Source organism: Paenibacillus donghaensis (assembly GCF_002192415.1).
Lineage (GTDB): Bacteria > Bacillota > Bacilli > Paenibacillales > Paenibacillaceae > Paenibacillus_AQ > Paenibacillus_AQ donghaensis.
Window position 1 is genome coordinate 3,218,673 of record NZ_CP021780.1, and the last position, 22,640, is coordinate 3,241,312.

The window sequence follows — 22,640 nt, forward strand, 5'->3', positions numbered from 1 at the left end:
ACTTTACACTTTTATTTCCCCCTTTTATCTTTATTATTATACATACAGAACATACGCTTGGGAATGCAGCTTGCCCCTACATAACAACGGATTAGGAGCCATTACAGTATGAAAAAACATTTGCAGCATATTCACCCTTTAGCCTGGACTATTATTGTTGGCACCATGTTCGGACGTCTTGTTACTTCCATGAGCATCCCGTTTCTATCCATCTATCTCACTCAGGTCCTCGGCGCTTCACCGACCGAAACCGGAATTACTGTTGCCGTCAGCTCGCTGGCCGGCGTCCTGGTCAGCTTCTACGGCGGATACATCTCCGACAGAATCGGCCGCAGAATCGTCATGCTCGTCTCTGTCTTCGGCTGGGCCGGCGTCTTCTTCGGCTTCGCCGGTGCCAAGGAGCTATGGGTATTCTTCCTGGTCAATATGCTCAACGGGTTATGCCGGTCAGTGTTTGAGCCTACCTCACGGGCGTTGCTGTCGGATATCACCCCTGCCGAGAACAAGCTGCTGGTCTACAATCTGCGCTATGCCGCCGTGAACCTTGGCGTAGTGTTCGGACCTATTATTGGGCTGCAGCTGGGATCGGCCAAGTCCACCTTTCCCTTTATGATTGCCGGTATCGTCTACATTGCGTACGGACTGGTGCTGTTTATGCAATTTTCGGTTCACCGGGCCAGCATGCCGGCTCCGTCTACAGCGGAGGCACCAAGTCTGCGGGCAGCTCTGGCTGTAACCAGCCGGGACCGCGTATTCCTTCCGGTGCTGATCGGAACGATCTTCTGTGTGCTGGGGTATGGACATTTCAGCTCCACATTGGCTCAATACCTGGCGATGAATACACATTTCAGCAATGGCAGCCAGCTATTTTCCTACATGCTCTCGCTGAACGCTGTTACCGTGCTGGTGGTGCAGTATCCGATTGTGCGCACGGCCAGCAAGTTCCCGCCGGTCGTTCCGCTGCTGCTTGGCAATGTTTGTGTTGCGTTAAGCCTGCTGCTCTTTGGCATCGCTGGCGGGATCGCCCTGATGATGTTCAGCGTGGTGCTGTTTACGGTTGGTGAGGTTCTGCTATTTACGATGATGGACATGCTGATTGACCGGATTGCCAAGCCGGAGTGGAAGGGTACCTACTTCGGAACCATTGGCTTCAATAATCTGGGCAACGTGATTGCGCCTGTATTTGGCGGCCTGCTGCTGGATCAGTTCGGGGCGGGAAACGGTCCGGCGGTGTTTGTACCACTGGCTCTGACTACGGCGCTGGGGCTTCCGTTCCTGCTGGCCGCTCACAAGCGGCTGACGGCAAAAGAACGTGCGGAGCAGCTCTGATAGCTTAGATACTTAGACACGGTTTACTACTTAGGTTCCAGTCAAGATTAGAGTAGTGCCCTGGAACCTTTGAAGTAACTAGATGCATTTTCGGTTACTACTTAGGACCCCATAGGAAAGGAGCATCAAATTTTGATCGCCACATCAGTCCAATCACTGAATTAGTTGCGAATCTGCATCTAATTCACCGATTTTTCCCGTTTTGAAGCAAATAAGTGCCATAATGCACTTAATTTCCGATTCTGAGCGCTGAACAAGCAATTCACTCGCAATTAGTTGCATATTCGCACTTATTTACCTTCTAACAGCCGTTTACGTTGAAATTAAGTGCGTTTTCGCATCTAATTTCTTTGAAAGGATCTAGTGCAGCATTCACATCCTCAGTGGACCTAAGCAGTAACCATTATCGCACTTATTGGCTTCCTGACAGACATTTCGGTGGAATTTAGTTGCAGTTTCGCATCTAATTACTTTGAAGCTTCTTGGGCAAGACGCTACATCCTCGCCGGGACCTAAGTATTAACTATTTTCGCAACTAATTCGGTGGATTGGACATATGAAACTGTCGGAAATAACAATCACCCTCAATTAGTTAACATAATATATAATATGTAATCTAATTATAACGCCGCAGCTGCTGTATCAGCTGTTCCCTGGCATACGCTCTCATCTCCGGCGGTCCGATAATTTCGCTGGTACCCAGCAGTGTACAGATGATCAGCATCGCTCGCTCCCGGCTGTACATATTCACTTGTAACCTTACGTATCCCTCTTCCTCTACGGACTCCAGAATCTCCAGGCTGCGAGTCAGCTCCCGATCCGATTGCTTGATCAAGATCATCACCGGATACAGTTCCTCCTGCCTGCGTTGTTCCTTAAAAGCATTCTCCGCCAGTCTCCAGTGCTGCTCCAGGATGAAATCTGCAGGATATTCAAAGCTTTCTTCCATGATTGAAGCAGCCCTAATGCGCTCGCATTTAAAGGTCCGCACACCCCCGGCTTCCAGGCAACAAGCGACCAGATACCACTCCCCCTGCTTCACAACCAGACCATAAGGCTGCAGCGTACGTGAAGTGGTCTCCCCGTTTACTTTAGTATATTGAATGCGCAGCTGCAGCGTCTGCCAGACCGCGGATCGGATCGTTTCCAGGCAAGGTACAGGAGCAAGCTCGGTCCACCAGGGAGCGTCGTCGAAATAAAAGCGGGTTCTGGCCGTTTCAATGTCTCCCCGGTAGGAGTCCGGCAGTGTCTGCTCCAGCTTCAGCAGCGCATTCTTCAGCTTGATCCGAGGCTCAGCGTCTCCGCCGGAGTAGATTCCCATTCCCGTCAAATACAGATGGACTACTTCATCCCCATTCAGCTGCTTCAGATTGCTGGTGTACCCCTGCATCAGTGAGATGCCGCCACCCGGCCCTGGAGTAGACACGATGGGAATCCCCGATTCCGCCAGCACATCCACATCCCGGTAGATCGAACGCACTGAGGTTTCCAGCGCGGCCGCCAGCTCGCTTGCCTTCAGCTGTCCTCTGGCCTCCAGCAATAACACAATACCCATTAGACGGTGCAGACGCATAACTTCTCCTCCTGTACAATTTTGATTACACTCTCGATAATTCTTGCCAGACTGTTGTCAACAATGAAAGGTTATCATTAGTTATAACTTATTGAAGGGGTTGTTGGCAATGAACATCGGCATACTTGGAACTGGATTTGGAGCCTACCATGCAAGTCTTATCAAAGAGCTGTACCCGCAAGCCAGAATTATTGTGTTTGGCAGAAATGAAGCCAAGCTGAGCAAGCTGCAGCAGGAACTGGGGGTCGAGATCACCACCAACGCCGATGATATTCTGCTTGATGACGAGGTTGAGATCATAGATATCTGCCTTCCTTCGGCCCTGCATGAGCGGTATGCGGTCGCCGCGCTGCAGAACGGCAAACATGTCTTCTGTGAGACACCGGTGTGTCTAAGCATGGAGGATGCCGTTACGATGCTAAAGGTGGAAACACAATCCGGCCGCAGAGTTCTGGTGAATCAATTCATCAAATTTGATCCCGCATACAGCTACTTATATGAGGCTGTTCAGGCAGGAACCTACGGGAAGCTGCTGTCTTTCAGCCTGCGCAGAGAGACCTCCCCGATGTGGGGTGATCTGGGTCTTGACTCCATTACTCTGAAGCTGATGATTCACGAGCTGGATCTGCTTACAGCGTTGCTGGGATCCGGTATCCAAGTTACTGCTTGGGGAACGGGTGGAGGCAAAGAAGAACAGGCACTGGTCAGGTCCCTTTTTGTAAAAGAGCAGCTTTCGGCTGAAATTACAGTATCCTCGCTAATGCCTGCTGCTTATCCGTTTACGGTGGGCTATGAGGCTTACTTCGAACAGGTGAAGCTGGTGTTTCATGAGAGTGAAGACGCTTCGGGCAACGTAGATACGGCCCTTTATGTCTATGGCGCGGACGGCAAACAGGAAATTGCACTGGTACGCAAAAATCCATATGAACTGAGTATCGGCCATGCGCTGCAATCCTTGCACGAAGGTACCCCCTCCCCGTTGTCTCTGGATTCCGCTGTTCAGGCTCTGGATCTGGCAGTCCAGCTTAAGCATATGCTCGCGCCGCAGGTAGTGGGCTAATCTCTATCGGAACGGCAGGTTGACATGGACTGCGGGATCTGGCACCTCCTTTTAACCTGGTTTCGCATCTAGAAACAGTGATTTATTGAGTATTTGGGTGGCTGCTAGGTAGTTGCGTTGTTGCAGACAGGGTTTAGATTTACTATTCTGAATTATTCATATATTGAAATATTGTTTATAGTCTTTTGAAAAAGCGCAAAAAAACACTTCAAGCTCCATAAGCTTGAGGTGTTTTTTTGCGCTTTTTAATTTTGGAGTTTATCTAATTGATTGTTTACATAATATTAATTATGTTAACCAACAAGCCGGCAATCTGCAGAAGCGCCGTGATCAGTACCGGTCAGCCCCGTCTGCACCGCATACAAGGCATCGTCCCGGTCTCCGCTATAGCCTAATAACGAGGGGGAAAATAAACGTTGCCACGTCTCTCCACCACCTCTTCCGGTTAATCCATATCGGCGATTTTCCAGACTCCTTGCTTGTTTTTCAGAAGTGGAATTCCTAAGGACTGCTCTGAAAAATACCCTTCTTCCGTCATCCGCTCAAACTCCACATTAAATGAAACCCGCTTCTTATTCGTAGCTGAATCAACAGATTCATTGAAAGTGATTCGAGTAAATCTGTAGATCGCATTATTGTCGATATGATAGGCCAGACCCTCCGCAACCCTATCGGAATACATCGTCTCATTAAATTGCTGCTTGTCCTTGGCTACAATCGCCCCTAGACATTTCATCAGCTCCTGCAGGATTTGCTTATTCTCGCTGCTGTTGCCCACATCAGGCGTCTTGGCCGTGATGCCTGCCTTCAGCGGAGGGAGCTTCTCCATATACTGCACGTAACTCAGCATATCCCGAAAGACCGGAAACAGCGTCTCCTGCTGGTCTGGTGTTGTGCTGATTTCAGCGGTATAGTCTTTGCCTTGCGCCTTGAATGCGAACAGTTCTACGGTCCGTCCAGCCACGCTGTAACTTCCGATATATTCTTTGTATTTCGCTAAGACTGGATTACTGCCGAGTTCAGTGGGCTGATCGGCGGACTTGTCACTTGCTGCATAGAGAATAAGATAGTTCTGCTTATCTGCCGTCCCCCAAGCCGTTCCCTGCTCACGCTCGAAACGTTCCATGGTGACCGGCATGAAGACGGCCAACGGCAGAGTCTGGTGTACTTTAAACTCCGTATCCAGTTGTTCATCATTTACGACATAGCTGATTCCCATCCCGTCATATACGGGAACTTCACTCTGGAACAAGGAAACTGATTTCGCCGCAGGCTCAGCCGGTGCTGGAGTTGGCGATGCGGTTGGCGCAACTGAAGGGGCGGGACTTGCGGTTACCACCGGAGAAGGAGACACCTGAGCCGTTGTCAGAACAGAAGCGTTGTCCTTAGCTGAGCCGCACCCGCTGCTGATAACAGTCAGAATAGCTATAGTGCTGATTATCATTATTTTTCGATGGGTAATCATGTCATTTCACCTCGAATTACTAGACGCAGGAAATATTTGAAAGTTGCAGATTCGAGTTAATTAATCCCCTTAATACTTAATGTGCTGAAGTATTGGCTGGGATTGCCTTGATTCGGGTTGAAGCGTTCCTGATAAGCCCCGTTGGTATAGCTTCCAATCACTCGATGCCAGAAATTGCGGGCCGGTGTGTTCGCCCGGATCTGCGAGACCTTCCAGTCGCCGGGATGGAGATCAAACAGCTTGTGGGCGGCCCAGGTCCCTACCCCGCTGCGGCGGTATTTCTGCATAACAAAAAATTCCGTCATATAGAACTCGCCCTCCGTGCTGCGCAGCAGCCGTTCGATCAGGGCAAAGCCGGCGATATGGTTGTCCACTGTGAAGGTATAAGCAAATTTATTGTTGCCGCTGCTCCAGTAAGCCTCCAGACCGGGATACGGCAGAAATGCGCCGTCGGCATCCACATCCAGCTCCAGATAGCGGGTAAAATCATAAAAATAGAACTGCATCAGATTGCTGATCATCTGCTTGCGTTCCTTGGGAACCAATTCCATAGCCATCTTCATATGCTTCACCTCTGTAATTCAACGTTTACCACACATCATACTTCGAGCAAATTAACCTTATGTAGCAAGGGTTTTCAGCTTTTGCTCAGTCACAAATCACAAATAGGTCACATTTTTTGCTAAAGACACATTACTCTGTCTAAGGTATCAGCAACTTCTTGTTGCATTGAAGGGATCACATGACTGTAAGTATCCAACGTTATTCCGACCTTGGAATGCCCCATTCGCTCTGAAATGATCTTAACATTCACATTCTCCATAATCAAAATCGTTGCATGTGTGTGACGAAGGTCGTGGAAACGAATATGTGGCAACTGGGCCTTCTCTAAATCCTTCCTGTAGGCGCACGATAGGTTGCCTGGAAAGACAGTCTTTCCATTTTTAATATTGAATATTACTATATCCATATCGATAAATCTGTCACCAAGGCGATCTTTTGTTTCTTCATATTTAATTTGCTGCTTCTTTAAAATTTCAATTAGGATGTTGGGCATTGATACTTTTCTAACCCCTGAAGCTGTCTTAGCCCCATTCTTTATTGTTTTCCCAAAATTCACAAGTGTCTGATTAATTGTGATTTCCTTTTTATCAATGTCAATGTCCTGCCATCTTAGAGCAGATATTTCGCCCATCCGAAGACCGCAATATAGGGCTAAAGCATAAGCACAATAGAATCTACAATCCTTAGCTACTCTGAGAAAGTGCTTCGTTTGTTCAATTGTCCATATCTTCATTTCTAGCTTAACAAACTTGGGTAGCGTCACATTTCTCATGGGATTTTCTTTTATAATCTTATAGAGTTTTGCTTTATCTAAAGCTCTTTTAACTACAGCTACAATTCTATCAATTGTATTTCTAGCATATCCCTCTTCGTGCAAACCCGTTACAAACTTCTGGCATTGCATAGGAGTCAAATTTTGAAGCCTAACATTTCCAATTTTAGGCTTAATGTGATTCTTAAAAGACAAACAGTTACTATAATATGTTGTCTCGTTCACCTGCAAAATCCTATCAGATTTTAGCCAGTCCTCAATAAAATTGGCTACAGTCAATGTTTTCGGCGCTGAATACTGACCGCTATTAACTTCATTTCGTAACTCAAGCATCTTATCGTCTGCTTCTCTTTTAGTTTTAAAACCCTTTCTTCTTATTTGTTTTCTTTCTCCGGTTTCATCATAATAATCAAACACAAAACGCCAAGTTTTTGTTTTTTCATTAAATTTTGGTACTGCCATTACTAACCACTCCATTCAAAAGAAATGGAGCCAAAAGCATGTGACTATATCCATTATATCACATTTTTCGACTCCTCAATAACATTAACTATATGTATTATTAATTACATTAATTATTTTCTACACTATTTTATTCGCCTCTCAACCACTTATCAAATACTTCTTCATGTACAAGGTATCTTCGACCAACTTTGATGGCGTGAAATTCTTTTCTTTTAATAATGACATATGCATTATCCCGACCTATTCCCATTTTCTTCATAATATCTTTAATACCAATCATGACTTTTTCTACTGGTTTTTCTATGTTTTTTACCTCCATCAATATTCATTCCTACTACCCAACGAAGCAATCACGCTATCCGCTGTCTTAGCCCGTATAAGCCCTTCCTGAACCAATTCATGTACTGCACTCTCTGTCTTGATAATCATTGTGTAATCGTCTTGTATAATGTCTGTGAGCCTATCTAGAATCAACTCACACTCTCTTTCTTCCCTTGTCGTAATGTCTCTATATAATTGAATTTCGCTAAATATAAGATTGAACTGATCATCAGAAAGAATTCCCCTGCATAAATCTTTTTTTGTTTCAAAATTGCTGTAAAGTAAATATCTCCACTTATGTACAATCGCATCATAAAAGAGTTCTAGTTGGCAGTAAACTGTTGGAGGAACTGGAAACTTAATTATTTCGTGTAGCATTGTAATTACATCGTCTTCATTTCCAATTGAAACAGTAACGGTTGTATATGGTTCAACCTCGAATTTCATTATTCTATCATTCCTTTATCATTATATTTACTTTATAAAATTACTTATTGCGTTTTGAATTATAGAATCCACCAACAATAACATCATTTTCTAAACCGCGCAGATTTTCAATTGATATGTTATCAGATACAATAATTTCGTTAGGTCTATTAGGACTAGACTTCGCAAATTCAACAGGATTATATATGTGTGCATACTTATGTTTAGTTTGAAGTTGCGCAATTCTTTCAGAGTCTTTTCCAATAATCACAGTAAGTTTACGTTTTTTCGCCACCTCAATCAAAATCAATTCGAACAAATATCTGCAATTAAATTCATCAACGCTGACAAACTCTCCTTTCTCTATCCCTTTATTCAAAAATTCCTTTGCCTTAGATTTGATGTCAATGTAAAGTGCGCCATGTAGATTCATTGAAAATTTAATTTTATCTTTCATTTAATTACTCCTGTCTTTTTTGATTTAAGAGTGTGTTCCAACGAGTACCCAGATGGAAAAGTTGTATTTTATTAGTATTTCAACTTTATAAGACATCTTTTGAACGATTAAATTTCATCTTCTTCTGTTATTTCCACTATCTTCTTTTGTGCTTTGAGACCTGCTTTTTTCAACTGAAAATAGTCGTAATTAAAATCTTGAGTATTATTGATAATAAAATCTGCATCAGTATCTTGTTCACAATTTTTAACCGAGAACTCAATTACTATCGATGGCGTTTGTAATTCGGCATATTTATTATCCGGTGCTACATCTTGAAAATAAAAATATTCATTCATTTCTGTTAAGATTCTTTTAAAAAGATCAAAATGATTTTTCAACTCAATTGAATTCTCTGTAATTATTCTCAGCACTTCCTTCGGACGAGCAACGGTCATATCATCAGAATAGATATATGGAATGTATAGTTCGTCCAATATTGCAGAATATAGATACATAACTCCATTTTCTATCTCTATGGCATCCATTATCTCTGGATTTTGTTTATTAAATCGTGCCAATACTTCTGGTGAAACAGATACTCTGCTATTCTTCATTTATATTTCTCCTTTTTATATGTTTATTTTATATTGATGTGCGGTAATAGTAAAACAAGAAATTAGTTAGTGTCACATCAAGCTACAATAGGCCACAATGTGACACTAAAAGTTCAACTTACCTCATTAAGCCCAAGCGTACTTATTAATCTCCATATCCCTTACAACCATATCCTGAAAGTATTCTTCAAAATCAATCATCTGTTCATACATTTCTTCTTCCCCATGTTCCTTTGATGCTTTTTTAACAGTATTGACAAACCGTTTTAATTTCTTAAACTGATTCTCTGCCATAATAAATGTTCTCAGCGTCTCTTCTCTATCCTTCCAAACCCGCACATGATCAAAGATTTCTTTTGCTGCTTTATTATTAATACTGAACATTGTTTTATAATAAAGTCCTGTGAAATCTTCAAAGTCGATATCATGATCGCCATATGTCCCTGCTTGAAAAATACCATTTTCAAAATTCAGGATTGTATTAATCTCTACTGGAATGACTTTATTCATTTCCTCATGTAATTCTTCATTGCTGATACCTTGGCTCTCTCTAACACACTTCGCACAGTAACCAATTTTCTTATGCATATTTAATATCTCCTTCTACTCTATTTTATTTTTTTCGTGTATGTTTACTTTATAAAATTAGTCTTTCATTAGGTTTAACCAGCGTAATTTTGCGTTCGTTGCGCAATCAATAGCGAATATCATCCGACTCCCAAAAAATTGAATGGTCTTCGTTGATGACAATATGCAGATTTTAGATTTGACGAAATCCCAAAACCGAAACAATCTGACCCAAGTACTGTTTGTATCAGGTTTGGAGCAACGCATCTCCAAATTCTCATCATATGCCCATTTGTGACGGTCATCATGACATTCGCGAATATGTTTGCTACTGACATAATGTCAGTCACAAAATTTTGATAGGTACATTGTGTACCCGACAAAACACATTTCCAATTTAGAAATGAGTTATCAACATTCGTCAATTTGACGATAATTCACATCAAGAAAGGCAATTGAGAGAATACTTATGAAAACGCCCATTTAACTATATGTAGTGCTTACCTAAATATAATTATACTATATATCCGATTTTCACTTGTCCTTTTGAGGCGCAGGTGGTATTATTTACTTATTAGCACTCATCAACTTAGTTTGCTAATAAACCATATATTAAGGGGGCTTCACGATGAACGCTATCCAAATTTGTTACGATCTAAAGGATGGTAATGAAGCAGATTACCAAAAAGTAATTCAAGGCATTAGCTACCTAGGAAAAGTTGAACATGTTCAGTATTCTGTTTGGATTGTAAGTACACCACTTACACCTGAAAGAGTGAGAGACCATTTGAGTTCGTACATACGAACGGGTGATAGTCTATTCGTGAGTCAGATTAATGCATATGCCACTAGAAATATTCCTGTCAAGGCGACAAGACTGATTGATGGTGCATGGAATCAGCCTAAGCTCGTAGTTAAGCCTCCACAACCAATTCCGCCAATGAATCAACCCTATTTTCGGATTAGATAGCTAACTATGAGGTCGTGGATACCTTTCTACGGCCTCAATCTAACCTACTAAGTTTAACTTAGGAGCCTTTCAGGTCGTTAACAACGTCCTATTTAAGCATCTACCGATTTAGTAGTCACTCAGAAATAATCATCAGATCAACAAAATATTGAAATGTATCGCGTTCAAGTCCATTTTGTTCAATTGGTTTATCAACCTTATCTAGGAGATAGTCATGCATTTCATTGATAATACAAAACTTTTTGGCTGCTTCGATGATATTAGTCAATAGGCGGTCTGTTCTTTCCAAACAGTCTTCAAATGTATCTCTTTCTAACTCCATTTCGCCTACTTTGATAAGCGATTTAGCTAGTTCTAGAGTTGTATCTGAGAATGTCTCATCAATTTCTTTTAGTTTATTCAAAATATCATTACTCATTTAATATCATCCTTTTATATGTATTTTAAATCGTAGTGCTAAACAAGTCGTTTAACACTACATGTTACCCTAAATATTTTCTAAAAAAGATTTCATATCATCTTCATTAATTCCAAATTCCTTTGCCTCTTCAGCAACGCCAGATTCCATCATATACTGACCAAGCTTATGTACTTTATCGGAATAGGTGCTGCCAATTAGATTTCCACTCCTCTTGTTTGTTCTTGAATTGATTTTTCATATTCAATAACTGCCTCTCCGACTTTTGCAATGGCTTTTCCAAGTTGTTCAGCAAGATTTTTTTGATTGTTTATTGTTTTCTCAAACTCAGTTTTCATTTAAGTATCATCCTTTAATAATTATTTTTATTTCATACGCAATTTTTATAAAACATTAGATAACAGTTTGCTCTCATTTTATCAATTTCCGCGTTTTCTTGTTTAACTCTACCATTCACTTTTTCAACAATAAGATTATCAAGTTCGTTTCTTAACTTAATGATCTCCCTTGCAAATTTTTTATCTTCTGTATAGAGTGCTAGTAATACTAAGTCTTTTTTCGCAACTTGCAGAATATCTACTAATTCTTCCTTTTTTAGATTACAAGATTCACCATATTCAAACTGATGCTCAAAACATGCACCTCTACCAAAGTTATTATAAAATACCTCTGAGTTAGAGTAGTACGGTTTAGATTTAACAACTGCTACAAAATCATCTGCAGTATAATCAAATGGTACGATAATACAATCAATCAGTTTAAATCCACTAAATGCCATTCCATAATAACCATTGTTACTTGCTTCTAATACAATTGTTGTGCCCATTAATTTATCATCCTTTATTTATGTATTATGATTTTTATAACACTCCGTCAGTTTGACGGAGAGACTTACTCAGCTTTCAAAACTTGAAGACTGACTCCATGAAAGATACTGATAACTGGACTTCCAGATTCAATACCATTCACAAGATCACTGTGCATTCTCATAGCAGATTGGGTAGAAATATTTTTTGGAAGAGTTTGAATCAGAATATCATTTTCTCCAATCACCAATTCACATTCCTTTAGGGTGTTGTTTTGATTATCTACTGTTCTTAGTGTAAAATTCTTCATTGATAATTCATCCTTTTATTTGTATTTTTATTTTATTAATTGTACACTCCGTACAACTCTCTACCTGATGAAACTTACCTTTCATGAAATCAATTCCTAAGAGCATTGTCTCTGCCTTCTGTTAAACCCAGCTTGTAAGCGGTTTGGAATGCTTGAGCTGCAATATCAGCAATTTCCAAGTTTTTAAAGATCGGCTCAAACATATGATATGGAGTATCTGAATCTTCGTTAAAAATGCCAACAATATATTTACCCTCATTTTCATAGGCGGCATAGAAATCAACACCTTGTTGTTTTGAATACTTTTTCATCACTTATATTCTCCTTTTGATTATAATAATTATTAAGTGCATCTAGAATTAAATAAATCCATTCAATGTGTTTACTTCTTCTGCAATTTCCTCTCCTGTGTCACAAGGCGAAGGACATCCATCAACATATGTAAAATAGTATTGGTCAGGCATTGGACTCTTATAGATAACACATTTATCAGTTACAATCCTCTGTCCATCCTTCAAACTCTTTATCTGTTCAGGAGATACCCCCCCCTCCCCGAAATAGTGATATCCTCTTTTACTTCATTGAAGAAATCTACTCCGACTTGATTTGCAATATGCTCCCCACGTTTTCTAAGTTGAAATTTCAATTCACTGTCTCCTTCTTCAATTAGTACATGTTCTAAATCAAGTCCTGTGTCCACAGTCATAACAAGGAAATACTTTTTAGCACGATCAATGTACATAAGACTAATATTTTCAACTGTTGGTTTATTCAATTTATCATCCATCCTTTTAGTATGTATTTTTACTTATTAACCAAATAAAATCTTTCCTCAACCTTACAATAGGCAGCTTCCCTCACTGCTTCCTCTTCCAAACTATCAATAATACTCTGAATTTTTTCAATCTTGGGATGTTTGTCGAATGAACCAAAATTACCAACGACTTCATTCTTTTCGTTATAGAAAACAAGCATTAACATTTGTACAACTTCCAGATATCTCACCTCCTTTCAAAGTGGTGATTGTATATCATGTTACTCGGCAACACGTTTAATCAGCCTTCAACCACTTGATACTGTATTCCATACGTGAACCAATGTTACGCCGAATCAAGGCCACACAACGATTAAAATCATCTCCGTGCTCGTTGTTCATACAACAAGACTTGCTTTGCCCATTGATTGAATACAGACTCACATAGTACCTCTTACACGATACACCTATGTCATTCTCAAACATACATTCTTCAATAACTGCTGAATAGTCTCCATCTTTTGGAACCCTGAATCTTGATATGTATTTTTGTATAGGTGTTAATGTGAAGAACGTAATATCGCTCAGCATTAGAACAACTTCATCAGGTTCATAATATTGCCCTAAGAACTGTATAATCAGTTGTTCATACTTCACTTCGCAAGAGTAAATATCTTTCACAAATTCAGCAGGAGAACGGATGTATCTATGTATTGAATCCAAATAATCATTATTTTTTTGATATAGATTATCTAAATCATCCACATTATTGACCGTATGAAATAGCTCTTTGTTGATGTAGAATGGATTAAACCTTATCATTCATAAAGTCCCATCGTGTTTGCAATTCATTAATTAATTCCTTATAGGCTTCTTCGGCATGACAAGCAAAATCATCTTCGCGCTCTAGCTCCATTTCTTGTTTAACCAATTCAATGATTTTCTCTTCCATTCCATTTATGGTTATAATATCAATAAGAATGTTTGCCATATCTTGATTATGAGTCCATGCTTGATGTGCATCCAGATATGAATCTTTATATCTTTCTGCAACTGTATTTACTGTTTTCATTGAATCAAGCACCATGTTATTGGATTCAATAATTTTATAATCGCTTGTCGCCATTGCAAATTTGATATAGCTTCTCATGAAATACACTGCACAGACAGTATAAAATGCGATAATGAGTGTTCCGAATAATGAAGCTTGCTTATTTAAAATTAAAGTATTGGTAAAGCTAGCTCCTGCCATGTAAGAATTGATTAATCCAAGTGTTAGAGTAGAGTATTTCAATATGCCGAATCTTTTCTTCATTTTCATTTTATTCAATAGTCCCTTCTATGTGTTTCTATTTTTTTATCAAATGCTTGTTTTATTAATAGACTGTAAATAATCAGAATATTTATTGATTCTTTTTTTGTTTCCTAATATCATGGTAATATTATTCAATAGTTCTATTTACTCATTAGGGGGATAAAAAATGCACTATGTTTCAATAGAATATGATAAAGATGTTTTCTCAAAAGATAACTACCGGATTTATAGTGAAAAAGATTTTATTTTATTGGTTGAGAGTCTCGCCAAAGAAAGCAATATTTTGACGATACCTCCAATAAATTTTTATGATATGAAACCAATTGGTTTCTGCGAAATAGTAAAAGTAGATTCTATTTATCAAATATATCAGCTCGGATTCGACAGAAAACTTCTTGATGGAAAAAGTTTCACTACTTCACAGATAGAAGATGTTGTAAAGCATGAACTTTCCCATCTGATTGCAACACTTCATCATAATGATGATTGTAAACATGATAGCCGTTGGGAACAAATTGCCCTTAAAGTTGGATGCAACCCTTCTCCTTACGCATGTCTTACTCAGTTAGATATAAAACTCAAAATTAATTCTATTCCACAGCCAAGTAAACAGTATTTTATTCTTCGCTGTAAGAAGTGTAGACAAATTATAAAAGAAACCAATGTATTAAGTAGTACCTTTCACTTTTTTTTATTGAGTGAATCAAACTTACCATTCCATCTGGGTCAAATTACTGCGGGCAGTGAGTGTTGTCAGGCTTCATATATTTTTGAAGCCAGAGCCGACTCTATGATTAGACAACTGAAAAAATCTAATGAATTAGTATCATTACAGGAATATCTTACAAACTTTATTGATACAAAAAATTCTTTATGAAACCCTTATTTTATCGTTTTCTTTAGAGACATTTTTTCTAAGCATATAGCAATGTCTCCAAAAATATCATTCTCTTTATCTATGCATTGAGAGTAATATTTTAATTTGTTATTCTCTAAGTCTTCATTCCAACCATCTTCATCAATTTCAGACAAATCATTACTGTATTCAATATAATTTTTTGTAACAAATCGATCTTCTGGTAATGGGTCAACTACTGAAAGTTCAGCATCTCCAAATCCCCATGAAATAATTAAAGAAATATAGATTCCTGGATCTTCACTCGTTGGAATAACTACCAGTCGATTATCAATTCCTGAAAGTCCAGTTTTCACTTCATAAGAGATGCCTTTTTCTTCGGCAAATTTATTAATTCTTTTCATCAATCTGTATGTCATTTTAATCATTTCTGTACTCCATGATGGGAAAGAACTACTTTCTTCTTCGTCATTCGTTTCATAGCCTAGAAGAGAGAGATTGATGCCTAATTTTTTCATTTCCACTACTTTCTCCTTGTGATCCTTTTCTGTTTCCATCCAATCAAACATATTACATTTCTCCTTTTAATCGTTTTTAGCGCTATTAAAATGTGCGCTCTTTAAACCTGAGCTTGCATCTCCAACAGACCACCAATCAGGTCTACCTTTATCAGAAAAACTAGTGTGATCAATAAATCCAGTGATAATGGGATGGGGAAAATCAATATCATGTGTAAAACTGACATTTTCATCTATAACCGCTATTTCTGAGACGGGGCGATTATAGAATTTTCTCATGTATATTTTTTTATAATCAAATTCCTCACGTAACTTTTTTACTGGTGAAAAATCTTGAACAATCACGTTATATCCATGCTTCTTACCAAATTGGATTAATGCCGTAGTCTTTCCTGTTCTCTTCGTTCCACCAGTGTATATAAGCCTTCTATCAAATGCCGCCTGTTCCAATTCTTCTATGTATTTTGTATTCAAATACTGAAATATATCAGAAGAGAATTGATTTGTTCCAATCTTTAATTTAAACATTGTTACTACGGATGCCCGTTACAGAATTCCACTGTTCTATTGGTGATTTAAGGTCTAGCTTTTTGTAGTCTCTTACTCCTTTGAGTAATAAGTTTGCTGTCTTCTGACAACCCTCACACCAACACGAGTCACCACCGCATTTAGGACAAGTATTAATTCCATGCTCATTAATTGCCAAACAGTCACAACACAGATTTACTTCCATAGATTGTGTCCTTCTTTCGGTAGTTTTGTTTTCTCCATAACATCAGCAAGCATACTATTAAATTCTTTTCGATCTTCTGCTAAGTTGGCGAATTCATCACGCATTTTTTCTGCATAAGGTAAAATATTGAAGTATTCACATTCATTTAGAACTTCAACAGTATCATTTAGATGCTCAAGAAATTCCTCCTCATGGTCTAAAATAAACTGCATCATGAGATCATGTTGTGCAAATACTTTGTTGTGTCGGCTTTCTTCTTTAAGCAACTCATCGAGCAAATCCATCGGCTCAGCGTTCATAATTTGATAATTTTTCATTTTTATGTTTCTCCCTTTTGTGGATCATTATTTTTATTAATATTAATTAATATATATTTATTTTATTAATTGACTAAATCCATGATTCTCTTTAAGAAATTCAAGTATCTCTAGTGGTTACAACCCACATATCAGATACTTCTTCTCAAATGATCAAGATCAAAGAATACTCTGGCTCCTTTTGTAAATGGCATAAATTCTGCCGGGGTCTCTTTGTTGATCTTTAATACCTTGGCTTTCAAAACTAACTCTATTTCTTTCTTATATTGCTCATTCATAATCGCTCGACCATTAAATTGGTTCATCTTAATTCCTCCTAAATCTAATTTTACATGAATACTTATTCGCATGGTTTTCAGTTCAGAATTAATAGTGTAACTCAAAACCATAGTTGTAATTTAAATAATAAAGTATTGCTCCTCTTTTGATTTCTGGATCGCAAACGTTCTTAACGTTTTCATGGGCTTTAACCAACATTTCTTGATATTCATCATTCCTAAATCTGTTATCGTTTTTGATTAATTCTTGCTTATATACATTCTCCCTTAAAAAGAATGTGATATGGTATAGAAACATTGCTATGCGCGCTCCTTATTATAAATATAATTTTTTCGTTTTTGATTTCTTTTAACCATTCTAGGACATACTCATTGGCTAATTTATGAAAATAAACGTCAACTGGATTATTGTCTGCATGAGAAGCCAACAATTTTCCGTCTTTAGGAATTAGAGATACTTTGTTGTCAATACAATCAATAAGGACTTTGAGAACCTTCTTTCTTCACTCCAAAGGAAATTTAATTCATTCTCTTTGTTTTTGTTATCATTCATTTGCTTTGATATTATATATATTTACTTTTAAAACAAGTATCTACTCAAAATATTTTTAGCTTTCATGGTGGAAATATTGTTTGTACGATCAATTGATCCGTATGGACGATACACCATTTCCCCCAAATCTACCATAGCGCTGCATTCATTTGGTTCAACAGGGATATGGAAAGTTCTATTAGTAAACCGCACAAACATAAAGTTAATGTCTTCGCCGTTACTCTTTTTCAGCTTATGTATCCCTGTTTTATTGGCTATCCCATCTAGCAAAGCTTTGTTGATAATTTGTTTCTTTAAATCATATAATGACTCTTGTTTCCTAAACAGCTTATCTGTTCTGCATTTACTCTTACTGTAACCAGTTTTATACCTAATATGTTTTAATCTTTTTGCCGCTTTGTTTATTACATATAGCGCCTCTTCCAAATCTGTGTTGTTCATCCTTCCTCCTTGTCACCTCCTCTCACGTTTAAATATACAACAGCCAACATTATAAGTCAACACTTTTTATATGTTTATTTTAATAAGCGTAATTTGTTTCCATATTTCTTAATTAAAACTATTCTATCTTCTTCAAGTTTACGCATCTCTTTCATCAATAGCATCTTAACCAGATCAGAATGGTTTAAATGATGGTATTCATATGCAAATTGCATATACCACAAGTGAACCTCAGATAGTTCCGATTTACCTTCTTCATGTTCATAGGCACTAAAAATTAATGATTCGGGTAAGCCCATGTCAGGCATTACATTTACAGATCGTTTAAGTTCTGAGATTCTTATACCCTCTTCGATCTGTTCTTCCGTCATATCCCACGAATCATCCCATTCAATCATTGTGTTTCCCCCTTTTTTAATATGTTATATTAGTCTTTTCTCTGCTTCTGCTGAAGCTTTATCCAATTCCCCATAATAAGAAGAAGGTATATCCATAATCTTATGAATTAACCCAGTATTTTTATCTATGGTAACTTTTGATTCAAACATAGCTATACTATCTCTAACAAACCCAACTTCCTCGGCAACTATTTTAACATGAGTTGGTAATTTCCTCTTTATAGTACTGCTAGTTATAGGGACTACCGTAACATTTGGGGAAAACTTGTTTCCGATATTATTACTAATTACAAGTACTGGTCTCACACCACTTTGAATAGATCCTCCATTTTCCCCTAAATCTGCCAACCATATTTCATCTTTATAAACAACCTTATTGGCAACCGCCCCTCTTTCCATAACAAGACTCATATGTACCACGCTCCATTTTTTGTTTATCAATGTCATATCTATATATTTATCTTCTATGTTTATAGTATACACAATTGCATAGTTTTATACAAGTCATAATACAATTTAAATATATGTTTATCTCAAATGTTGCAAATTCATTTTATTAGCGACATTTATTTGTATTCTAGTTAAAAAATAGCCCTGACATATCTCCATTTAGGAATATATCAGGGCTATTTTTTAACTAATTTCTTCATCTGAAATTTTTACGAAATGAATTCAAACAAATACGACCACAGAAGAGAAGAAACATTTATTGGAAGAGATGAGTAACGAATGAAATAGGGAATTTAAACTGATAAATATTCGTTTATCTGGTCTCCATATTTTAATTGGAGTTCAGTTTTCTTAGTGTCGAACTCTTCTTGAGTAATAATATTGTTTCTAAACAATGATTCTAAAATACTTAGTTCTTTAGCCATTTTATGAGCGTAAACATGCGAATCTTGTTTTTCCAATAGTTTTTCTCTGTCTTTTTTATCTTTGCGTTCTTTTTTAAAGTATTTTGAGAAATAATAAATGGTGAATGGTATAGTCACCAATGGAATCCAGCTTTCCTTACCCAGTATTAAAGTGAAAAATAAACATAGCATTGCCGATAAGACACCATAAAGAAAATACTTGTATTTTTCATTCACTTAAAAGCCCCCTACAACAAGATAGGGAAATTATACCATGAAAGATGGAAGAGAAAAATGACATAGCTAAAAAAGGCCAATACAGATTGTACTGGCTTTGATGGTAGACATTGCGTTAGTGGTGAATTACATCATATAGAATTTCAAATTAATATAAGTTGACGAATTTGGTTTACTATAATCTATTGCTTGTTTTCCTGAATTATCTTTGATAGTTGCATCTGATTTATAATAATTGGTTAATTCACCTTCATAAAAACCATTCTCGTGAATAACACTCAGAATCAGCGGTGTTTGCAGCTCCCCATTTTGAAGATTGACGTTCAAAGCATTCACCTTGATAACCGAATACACAGCAAAGTTGTTCTCCAGTACCACATAGTGGAGCAATGAATTGCCCGTCCCCTTGTCCTGTGCGTTAACTGAGATTTCTCCTGCTGCTATTGCTGCCTTCACTTTCTCAGCATCTAACTTTCCATTCGTACCATACTTGTCATGCAATCCTTCTACATATTCCCCTTCTGTTTTGCTAGGTGTAGTAGTATTCTTATCTGTTGTTCCAGTACCTACCGAATTGGTAGTCGCTGTTTTACCTTCAGCAAATGTTACTGTAGTTGAAGTGACTCCGCTAACAGAATATCCGAATGAATCTCCGGCATCACGTACAGGAACATAAAGTTTATTCTGGACATTCATTGCCTCTACTGAGTTCTGGTTGCTACCTACCACTATGCTTACTTTTTTAGGTGTTGCTTTCAGGTAATTTGCTGCCCCGATTGTCGTTCCTGCTGTTAAAGTAATGCCTACAACCGCGCCAAGCAGAAAAGTTGATGCCTTTTTCATTTTTATGTACCTCCCGAAATTATATATGGCATATATCTGATTACAGTATATACCATATATATCGGACTAGTTGTGGAATTAGTTTACTCTCTTACCATTGATATATACTGGAGCGCTAGAAGTTTTGAAAAACTCCTTCAATTCATTATTTTCTTTGGATGCAATTTCAATATTAACATCCCCATCAAATACAACTGTCATATCCCCATTTTCATCCATTGTAATTCTGGCCTTTGCTGGCCCTTTAACAGTAACTCGATTCAATCATTATCATCCTTTTTTATAAGTTTTAGTTATTAATAAAATCAAAATCAATCGCATGAAAAATCATTTTTCCCTCTGGAGTCATTTCGATGTAGGCTTTATCGTTACCGAATTTGCCTCCTCCACCTGTTGCGATAGCATTAATATCTTTGGCTGAGATATTAACATAGCCCTTTTCTGAATTGACTACGATCCCTTCATCACGTAAATCAACACTTCTCTCAAACCCATAATTACTACTATCATACTCTATCTTCATACCACCGTTTTGTTTAGCAATTCTACCTTTTCCACTTCTTGGAGTTGAACCATCACCAATTCCTAAATCAATATATGGATTAGCCCCGTCTCCTTCTCCATCAAATCCCATTTCCATTTTAACCTTTTTATTATCTTTATCAGCTACATATTTATATACAGGCCATGGTGTTACATCATTCGTCATTAATCCAGTCTCTGACGATTCTACCCAATACATCGGCTTCCCGTTTACGCTAATGTGTTCACCTTGTGTAACCCTTCCCGTAACCCACTGAACCGTTTTATCCTTGATTTCAATGAAGTTACTCCATCCAGCAATTGCAGCTCTAGTCATGGTAGAGACAGACTTGGCTATAATATCTGAGATATAACCTAGTTCAGCACTAACCATATTTGCACTAATTAGTTTAGCATCTACAGCACCAGCACCTACAATGTCCCAGCGGTTAAGATATAGTTTTCTTTCATCAGCGTCCAACAATAATACATCCTCACTTGAATCGCCAAATGGATCAGTTGTAATCTTAAGTCGTTTCCCGACTAAATCATTTGCGCGGAGTGTACCATATGTATCTACATAGAATACTGGTTCTCCATGACTTGTAATTTTTATCCCATCAGTTGCATTAAGATGTCCATGAAGCTTTTCATCATAATAGTTAATTATTTTGGTATCTTTAATTTTTTCTTTTTGATACTCAATTTTATCTTTTGTTAATTTATAGTATTCATGCCAACCTCCCACTTGTTCACAGGCTACACTTTCATAGGCAAGGTGAACCGTTAGGTAATTACTTAGGTTAAAATGAGAGTTAATGTAATCCGTAAATGGCCCCAAACATATTGTTTGCTCATGTATTCTTCCTTTTATCGGTACAATTTTAAAGTTTTCTGTTGAAGAAATATTGTAAATAATACCCTTCCCATCTTCAAAGGTGGCAATCAACAATTCAATTAATCTATTTTTTTCGTTATAGGTTTCATATTGTTTTGGATACTCTTTCTTAAATCTTTCCTCTTCATCTATTGCAATAGTCCGCAGATTATCAATAGTTTGTTTTTCTGTCTCAAGAGATTTAAAATGATTGACGATGCCCGATACAACCCATTGGCTTCCTGATTGGAAAATCACCTTATTACCGACTTGTTCTATTTTTTTCGCTTCATCGTCCATAGCTAAGTATTGACCGTTTTTATAAGCACAACCACGAGAGTCAGCAGAAATTTCGATAAAATCTCGATAAAGCTTTGCTACACATTGGCTCATTTATTCATCTCCTCTAATTGGATCAATTATGAACTCAACAGAAGCAATATCTTTTAGTTTGTAGATACAATCTCTTTTCTGAGTATCTTGGAATACAATATAATCGTCTTTCTGATATCCTTTTACAAATCTAGATAGCACAGCTGGGATACTATGCGCTGGTACAGCCTTCAATAATTCCTCTAGACCTTTAAACTCTACTACTGATGAATCTTTAAATTTAAATAAGGTTGCAATTTTCATTCTCTACACTCGTTTCTTTTTTATATATTTATTTTTAGTTTATAAACTATTCTCTACATCTTACCCACCTATTTCCCGCTCCTAATACCCCCTCAACTCCAACTCAGCAACAAACTCGCTATACGCATCCACCTCATAATCAGGTGTAAAGAACTCATATTCACCCATTTCTTCTGTAATATCAGGTAGATTCCTCATTTCCACTCACCACCTTCATTAATTATAACTATATTTACTTTATTAATTCTTGCTGCCGATATTTGTGCCCATTCTCCCTTCAATTGCTTGCTACTACAAGCTTTTTTCTTAGTTTTCTCATTTCTCATTATGTTGTTTGCTCTTGCTGATAAGATAATATTACCACACATATTATACATGTCAACACTTTTATATATGTTCACTTTATAAA

Annotated in this window: 35 protein-coding genes; 4 read left to right on the forward strand and 31 right to left on the reverse strand. The window is 37.8% G+C overall.

Annotated elements, in window-relative coordinates; translation table 11 throughout:
- Positions 1-108: 108 nt before the first annotated feature.
- Positions 109-1,329 (forward strand): MDR family MFS transporter, encoded by a 1,221-nt coding sequence (locus B9T62_RS13890; protein WP_087915793.1) that lies wholly within the window; start codon positions 109-111, stop codon positions 1,327-1,329.
- A 616-nt stretch (positions 1,330-1,945) separates the two neighbouring features.
- Here B9T62_RS13890 and B9T62_RS13895 read toward each other — a convergent pair.
- On the reverse strand, positions 1,946-2,902 hold the full coding sequence (locus tag B9T62_RS13895) for a helix-turn-helix transcriptional regulator (protein ID WP_087915794.1): 957 nt from the start codon (positions 2,900-2,902) through the stop codon (positions 1,946-1,948).
- Between the two features lie 109 nt (positions 2,903-3,011).
- On the opposite strand from B9T62_RS13895, the gene B9T62_RS13900 reads away from it, so the two are divergent.
- On the forward strand, positions 3,012-3,962 hold the full coding sequence (locus tag B9T62_RS13900) for a Gfo/Idh/MocA family protein (protein ID WP_087915795.1): 951 nt from the start codon (positions 3,012-3,014) through the stop codon (positions 3,960-3,962).
- Positions 3,963-4,407: 445 nt separating this feature from the next.
- Here the strand turns inward: B9T62_RS13900 and B9T62_RS13905 are convergent, their stop codons facing one another.
- The 8 genes from B9T62_RS13905 to B9T62_RS13940 all read right to left on the reverse strand — a co-directional run bounded on the left by B9T62_RS13905 (position 4,408) and on the right by B9T62_RS13940 (position 9,616).
- Positions 4,408-5,427, reverse strand: a complete 1,020-nt coding sequence (locus B9T62_RS13905) for a hypothetical protein (RefSeq protein ID WP_169834380.1) — start codon at positions 5,425-5,427, stop codon at positions 4,408-4,410.
- Between the two features lie 56 nt (positions 5,428-5,483).
- Positions 5,484-5,984 carry a GNAT family N-acetyltransferase gene (locus B9T62_RS13910; RefSeq protein WP_342746171.1) on the reverse strand — a complete coding sequence of 167 codons (501 nt, stop codon included), beginning with the start codon at positions 5,982-5,984 and terminating at the stop codon, positions 5,484-5,486.
- A gap of 125 nt (positions 5,985-6,109) precedes the next feature.
- On the reverse strand, positions 6,110-7,225 hold the full coding sequence (locus tag B9T62_RS13915; RefSeq protein WP_087915798.1) for a site-specific integrase: 1,116 nt from the start codon (positions 7,223-7,225) through the stop codon (positions 6,110-6,112).
- A 130-nt stretch (positions 7,226-7,355) separates the two neighbouring features.
- Complete coding sequence (locus tag B9T62_RS13920) at positions 7,356-7,547, reverse strand: helix-turn-helix domain-containing protein (protein ID WP_245864454.1); 192 nt, start codon at positions 7,545-7,547, stop codon at positions 7,356-7,358.
- A complete protein-coding gene (locus B9T62_RS13925; RefSeq protein ID WP_087915799.1) occupies positions 7,547-7,996 on the reverse strand; it encodes a hypothetical protein in 450 nt (149 codons plus the stop codon). Before B9T62_RS13925 ends, B9T62_RS13920 begins: the two co-directional genes overlap by 1 nt.
- Before the next feature lie 40 nt (positions 7,997-8,036).
- The gene (locus B9T62_RS13930) at positions 8,037-8,432 is read right to left on the reverse strand and encodes a hypothetical protein (protein ID WP_087915800.1); all 396 of its coding nucleotides are present in this window, start codon (positions 8,430-8,432) and stop codon (positions 8,037-8,039) included.
- 107 nt (positions 8,433-8,539) lie between these two features.
- On the reverse strand, positions 8,540-9,028 hold the full coding sequence (locus B9T62_RS13935) for a hypothetical protein (protein WP_087915801.1): 489 nt from the start codon (positions 9,026-9,028) through the stop codon (positions 8,540-8,542).
- Between the two features lie 126 nt (positions 9,029-9,154).
- Positions 9,155-9,616, reverse strand: coding sequence for a hypothetical protein (locus B9T62_RS13940; RefSeq protein ID WP_087915802.1), 462 nt, complete (start codon positions 9,614-9,616; stop codon positions 9,155-9,157).
- A gap of 607 nt (positions 9,617-10,223) precedes the next feature.
- Between B9T62_RS13940 and B9T62_RS13945 the strand changes: the two genes are divergently transcribed.
- Positions 10,224-10,565 carry a hypothetical protein gene (locus B9T62_RS13945; protein ID WP_087915803.1) on the forward strand — a complete coding sequence of 114 codons (342 nt, stop codon included), beginning with the start codon at positions 10,224-10,226 and terminating at the stop codon, positions 10,563-10,565.
- Between the two features lie 115 nt (positions 10,566-10,680).
- On the opposite strand, the gene B9T62_RS13950 is transcribed toward B9T62_RS13945, so the two are convergent.
- From B9T62_RS13950 to B9T62_RS13980, 9 genes are all read right to left on the reverse strand, one after another.
- Entirely contained in the window at positions 10,681-10,983 is a 303-nt protein-coding gene (locus tag B9T62_RS13950) for a P-loop NTPase family protein (RefSeq protein WP_087915804.1), read from the reverse strand.
- Positions 10,984-11,180: 197 nt separating this feature from the next.
- Complete coding sequence (locus B9T62_RS39055; RefSeq protein ID WP_157685602.1) at positions 11,181-11,321, reverse strand: hypothetical protein; 141 nt, start codon at positions 11,319-11,321, stop codon at positions 11,181-11,183.
- A 32-nt stretch (positions 11,322-11,353) separates the two neighbouring features.
- A complete protein-coding gene (locus B9T62_RS13955; RefSeq protein ID WP_087915805.1) occupies positions 11,354-11,809 on the reverse strand; it encodes a hypothetical protein in 456 nt (151 codons plus the stop codon).
- A gap of 65 nt (positions 11,810-11,874) precedes the next feature.
- Positions 11,875-12,099 (reverse strand): hypothetical protein, encoded by a 225-nt coding sequence (locus tag B9T62_RS13960; RefSeq protein ID WP_087915806.1) that lies wholly within the window; start codon positions 12,097-12,099, stop codon positions 11,875-11,877.
- 89 nt (positions 12,100-12,188) lie between these two features.
- Complete coding sequence (locus tag B9T62_RS13965; RefSeq protein WP_087915807.1) at positions 12,189-12,410, reverse strand: hypothetical protein; 222 nt, start codon at positions 12,408-12,410, stop codon at positions 12,189-12,191.
- Positions 12,411-12,622: 212 nt separating this feature from the next.
- Positions 12,623-12,874, reverse strand: coding sequence for a hypothetical protein (locus B9T62_RS13970; protein ID WP_087915808.1), 252 nt, complete (start codon positions 12,872-12,874; stop codon positions 12,623-12,625).
- A gap of 29 nt (positions 12,875-12,903) precedes the next feature.
- Complete coding sequence (locus B9T62_RS39060; protein ID WP_157685603.1) at positions 12,904-13,080, reverse strand: hypothetical protein; 177 nt, start codon at positions 13,078-13,080, stop codon at positions 12,904-12,906.
- Between the two features lie 70 nt (positions 13,081-13,150).
- Positions 13,151-13,675 (reverse strand): hypothetical protein, encoded by a 525-nt coding sequence (locus B9T62_RS13975; protein ID WP_087915809.1) that lies wholly within the window; start codon positions 13,673-13,675, stop codon positions 13,151-13,153.
- Positions 13,662-14,183 (reverse strand): enolase-like domain-containing protein, encoded by a 522-nt coding sequence (locus B9T62_RS13980; RefSeq protein ID WP_157685605.1) that lies wholly within the window; start codon positions 14,181-14,183, stop codon positions 13,662-13,664. The genes B9T62_RS13975 and B9T62_RS13980 overlap by 14 nt, the downstream gene beginning before the upstream one ends.
- Before the next feature lie 151 nt (positions 14,184-14,334).
- Here B9T62_RS13980 and B9T62_RS13985 point away from each other — a divergent pair, with 151 nt between their 5' ends.
- Entirely contained in the window at positions 14,335-15,045 is a 711-nt protein-coding gene (locus B9T62_RS13985; protein ID WP_087915811.1) for a SprT-like domain-containing protein, read from the forward strand.
- Positions 15,046-15,050: 5 nt separating this feature from the next.
- Here the strand turns inward: B9T62_RS13985 and B9T62_RS13990 are convergent, their stop codons facing one another.
- From B9T62_RS13990 to B9T62_RS41265, 13 genes are all read right to left on the reverse strand, one after another.
- A complete protein-coding gene (locus tag B9T62_RS13990) occupies positions 15,051-15,593 on the reverse strand; it encodes a hypothetical protein (protein WP_087915812.1) in 543 nt (180 codons plus the stop codon).
- A gap of 15 nt (positions 15,594-15,608) precedes the next feature.
- Positions 15,609-16,070 (reverse strand): hypothetical protein, encoded by a 462-nt coding sequence (locus B9T62_RS13995; RefSeq protein WP_087915813.1) that lies wholly within the window; start codon positions 16,068-16,070, stop codon positions 15,609-15,611.
- 195 nt (positions 16,071-16,265) lie between these two features.
- Positions 16,266-16,592, reverse strand: coding sequence for a hypothetical protein (locus tag B9T62_RS14000; RefSeq protein ID WP_087915814.1), 327 nt, complete (start codon positions 16,590-16,592; stop codon positions 16,266-16,268).
- A 131-nt stretch (positions 16,593-16,723) separates the two neighbouring features.
- Entirely contained in the window at positions 16,724-16,897 is a 174-nt protein-coding gene (locus B9T62_RS39065) for a hypothetical protein (RefSeq protein WP_157685606.1), read from the reverse strand.
- Between the two features lie 553 nt (positions 16,898-17,450).
- On the reverse strand, positions 17,451-17,864 hold the full coding sequence (locus tag B9T62_RS14010; RefSeq protein WP_087915816.1) for a YkyB family protein: 414 nt from the start codon (positions 17,862-17,864) through the stop codon (positions 17,451-17,453).
- A gap of 74 nt (positions 17,865-17,938) precedes the next feature.
- Positions 17,939-18,262: a hypothetical protein gene (locus B9T62_RS14015; protein WP_087915817.1), complete on the reverse strand. Its 324-nt coding sequence runs from the start codon at positions 18,260-18,262 to the stop codon at positions 17,939-17,941.
- A gap of 24 nt (positions 18,263-18,286) precedes the next feature.
- On the reverse strand, positions 18,287-18,673 hold the full coding sequence (locus B9T62_RS14020; RefSeq protein WP_157685607.1) for a type II toxin-antitoxin system PemK/MazF family toxin: 387 nt from the start codon (positions 18,671-18,673) through the stop codon (positions 18,287-18,289).
- Between the two features lie 332 nt (positions 18,674-19,005).
- Positions 19,006-19,353 carry an SHOCT domain-containing protein gene (locus B9T62_RS14025; protein ID WP_087915819.1) on the reverse strand — a complete coding sequence of 116 codons (348 nt, stop codon included), beginning with the start codon at positions 19,351-19,353 and terminating at the stop codon, positions 19,006-19,008.
- 126 nt (positions 19,354-19,479) lie between these two features.
- Positions 19,480-20,196: an ankyrin repeat domain-containing protein gene (locus B9T62_RS14030; RefSeq protein WP_087915820.1), complete on the reverse strand. Its 717-nt coding sequence runs from the start codon at positions 20,194-20,196 to the stop codon at positions 19,480-19,482.
- A 78-nt stretch (positions 20,197-20,274) separates the two neighbouring features.
- Positions 20,275-20,460 carry a hypothetical protein gene (locus tag B9T62_RS14035; protein WP_087915821.1) on the reverse strand — a complete coding sequence of 62 codons (186 nt, stop codon included), beginning with the start codon at positions 20,458-20,460 and terminating at the stop codon, positions 20,275-20,277.
- Positions 20,461-20,485: 25 nt separating this feature from the next.
- A complete protein-coding gene (locus tag B9T62_RS14040) occupies positions 20,486-21,988 on the reverse strand; it encodes a hypothetical protein (protein ID WP_087915822.1) in 1,503 nt (500 codons plus the stop codon).
- On the reverse strand, positions 21,989-22,231 hold the full coding sequence (locus tag B9T62_RS14045; RefSeq protein WP_087915823.1) for a hypothetical protein: 243 nt from the start codon (positions 22,229-22,231) through the stop codon (positions 21,989-21,991).
- A gap of 194 nt (positions 22,232-22,425) precedes the next feature.
- Complete coding sequence (locus tag B9T62_RS41265) at positions 22,426-22,557, reverse strand: hypothetical protein (RefSeq protein ID WP_281257730.1); 132 nt, start codon at positions 22,555-22,557, stop codon at positions 22,426-22,428.
- Between the last annotated feature and the right edge of the window lie 83 nt (positions 22,558-22,640).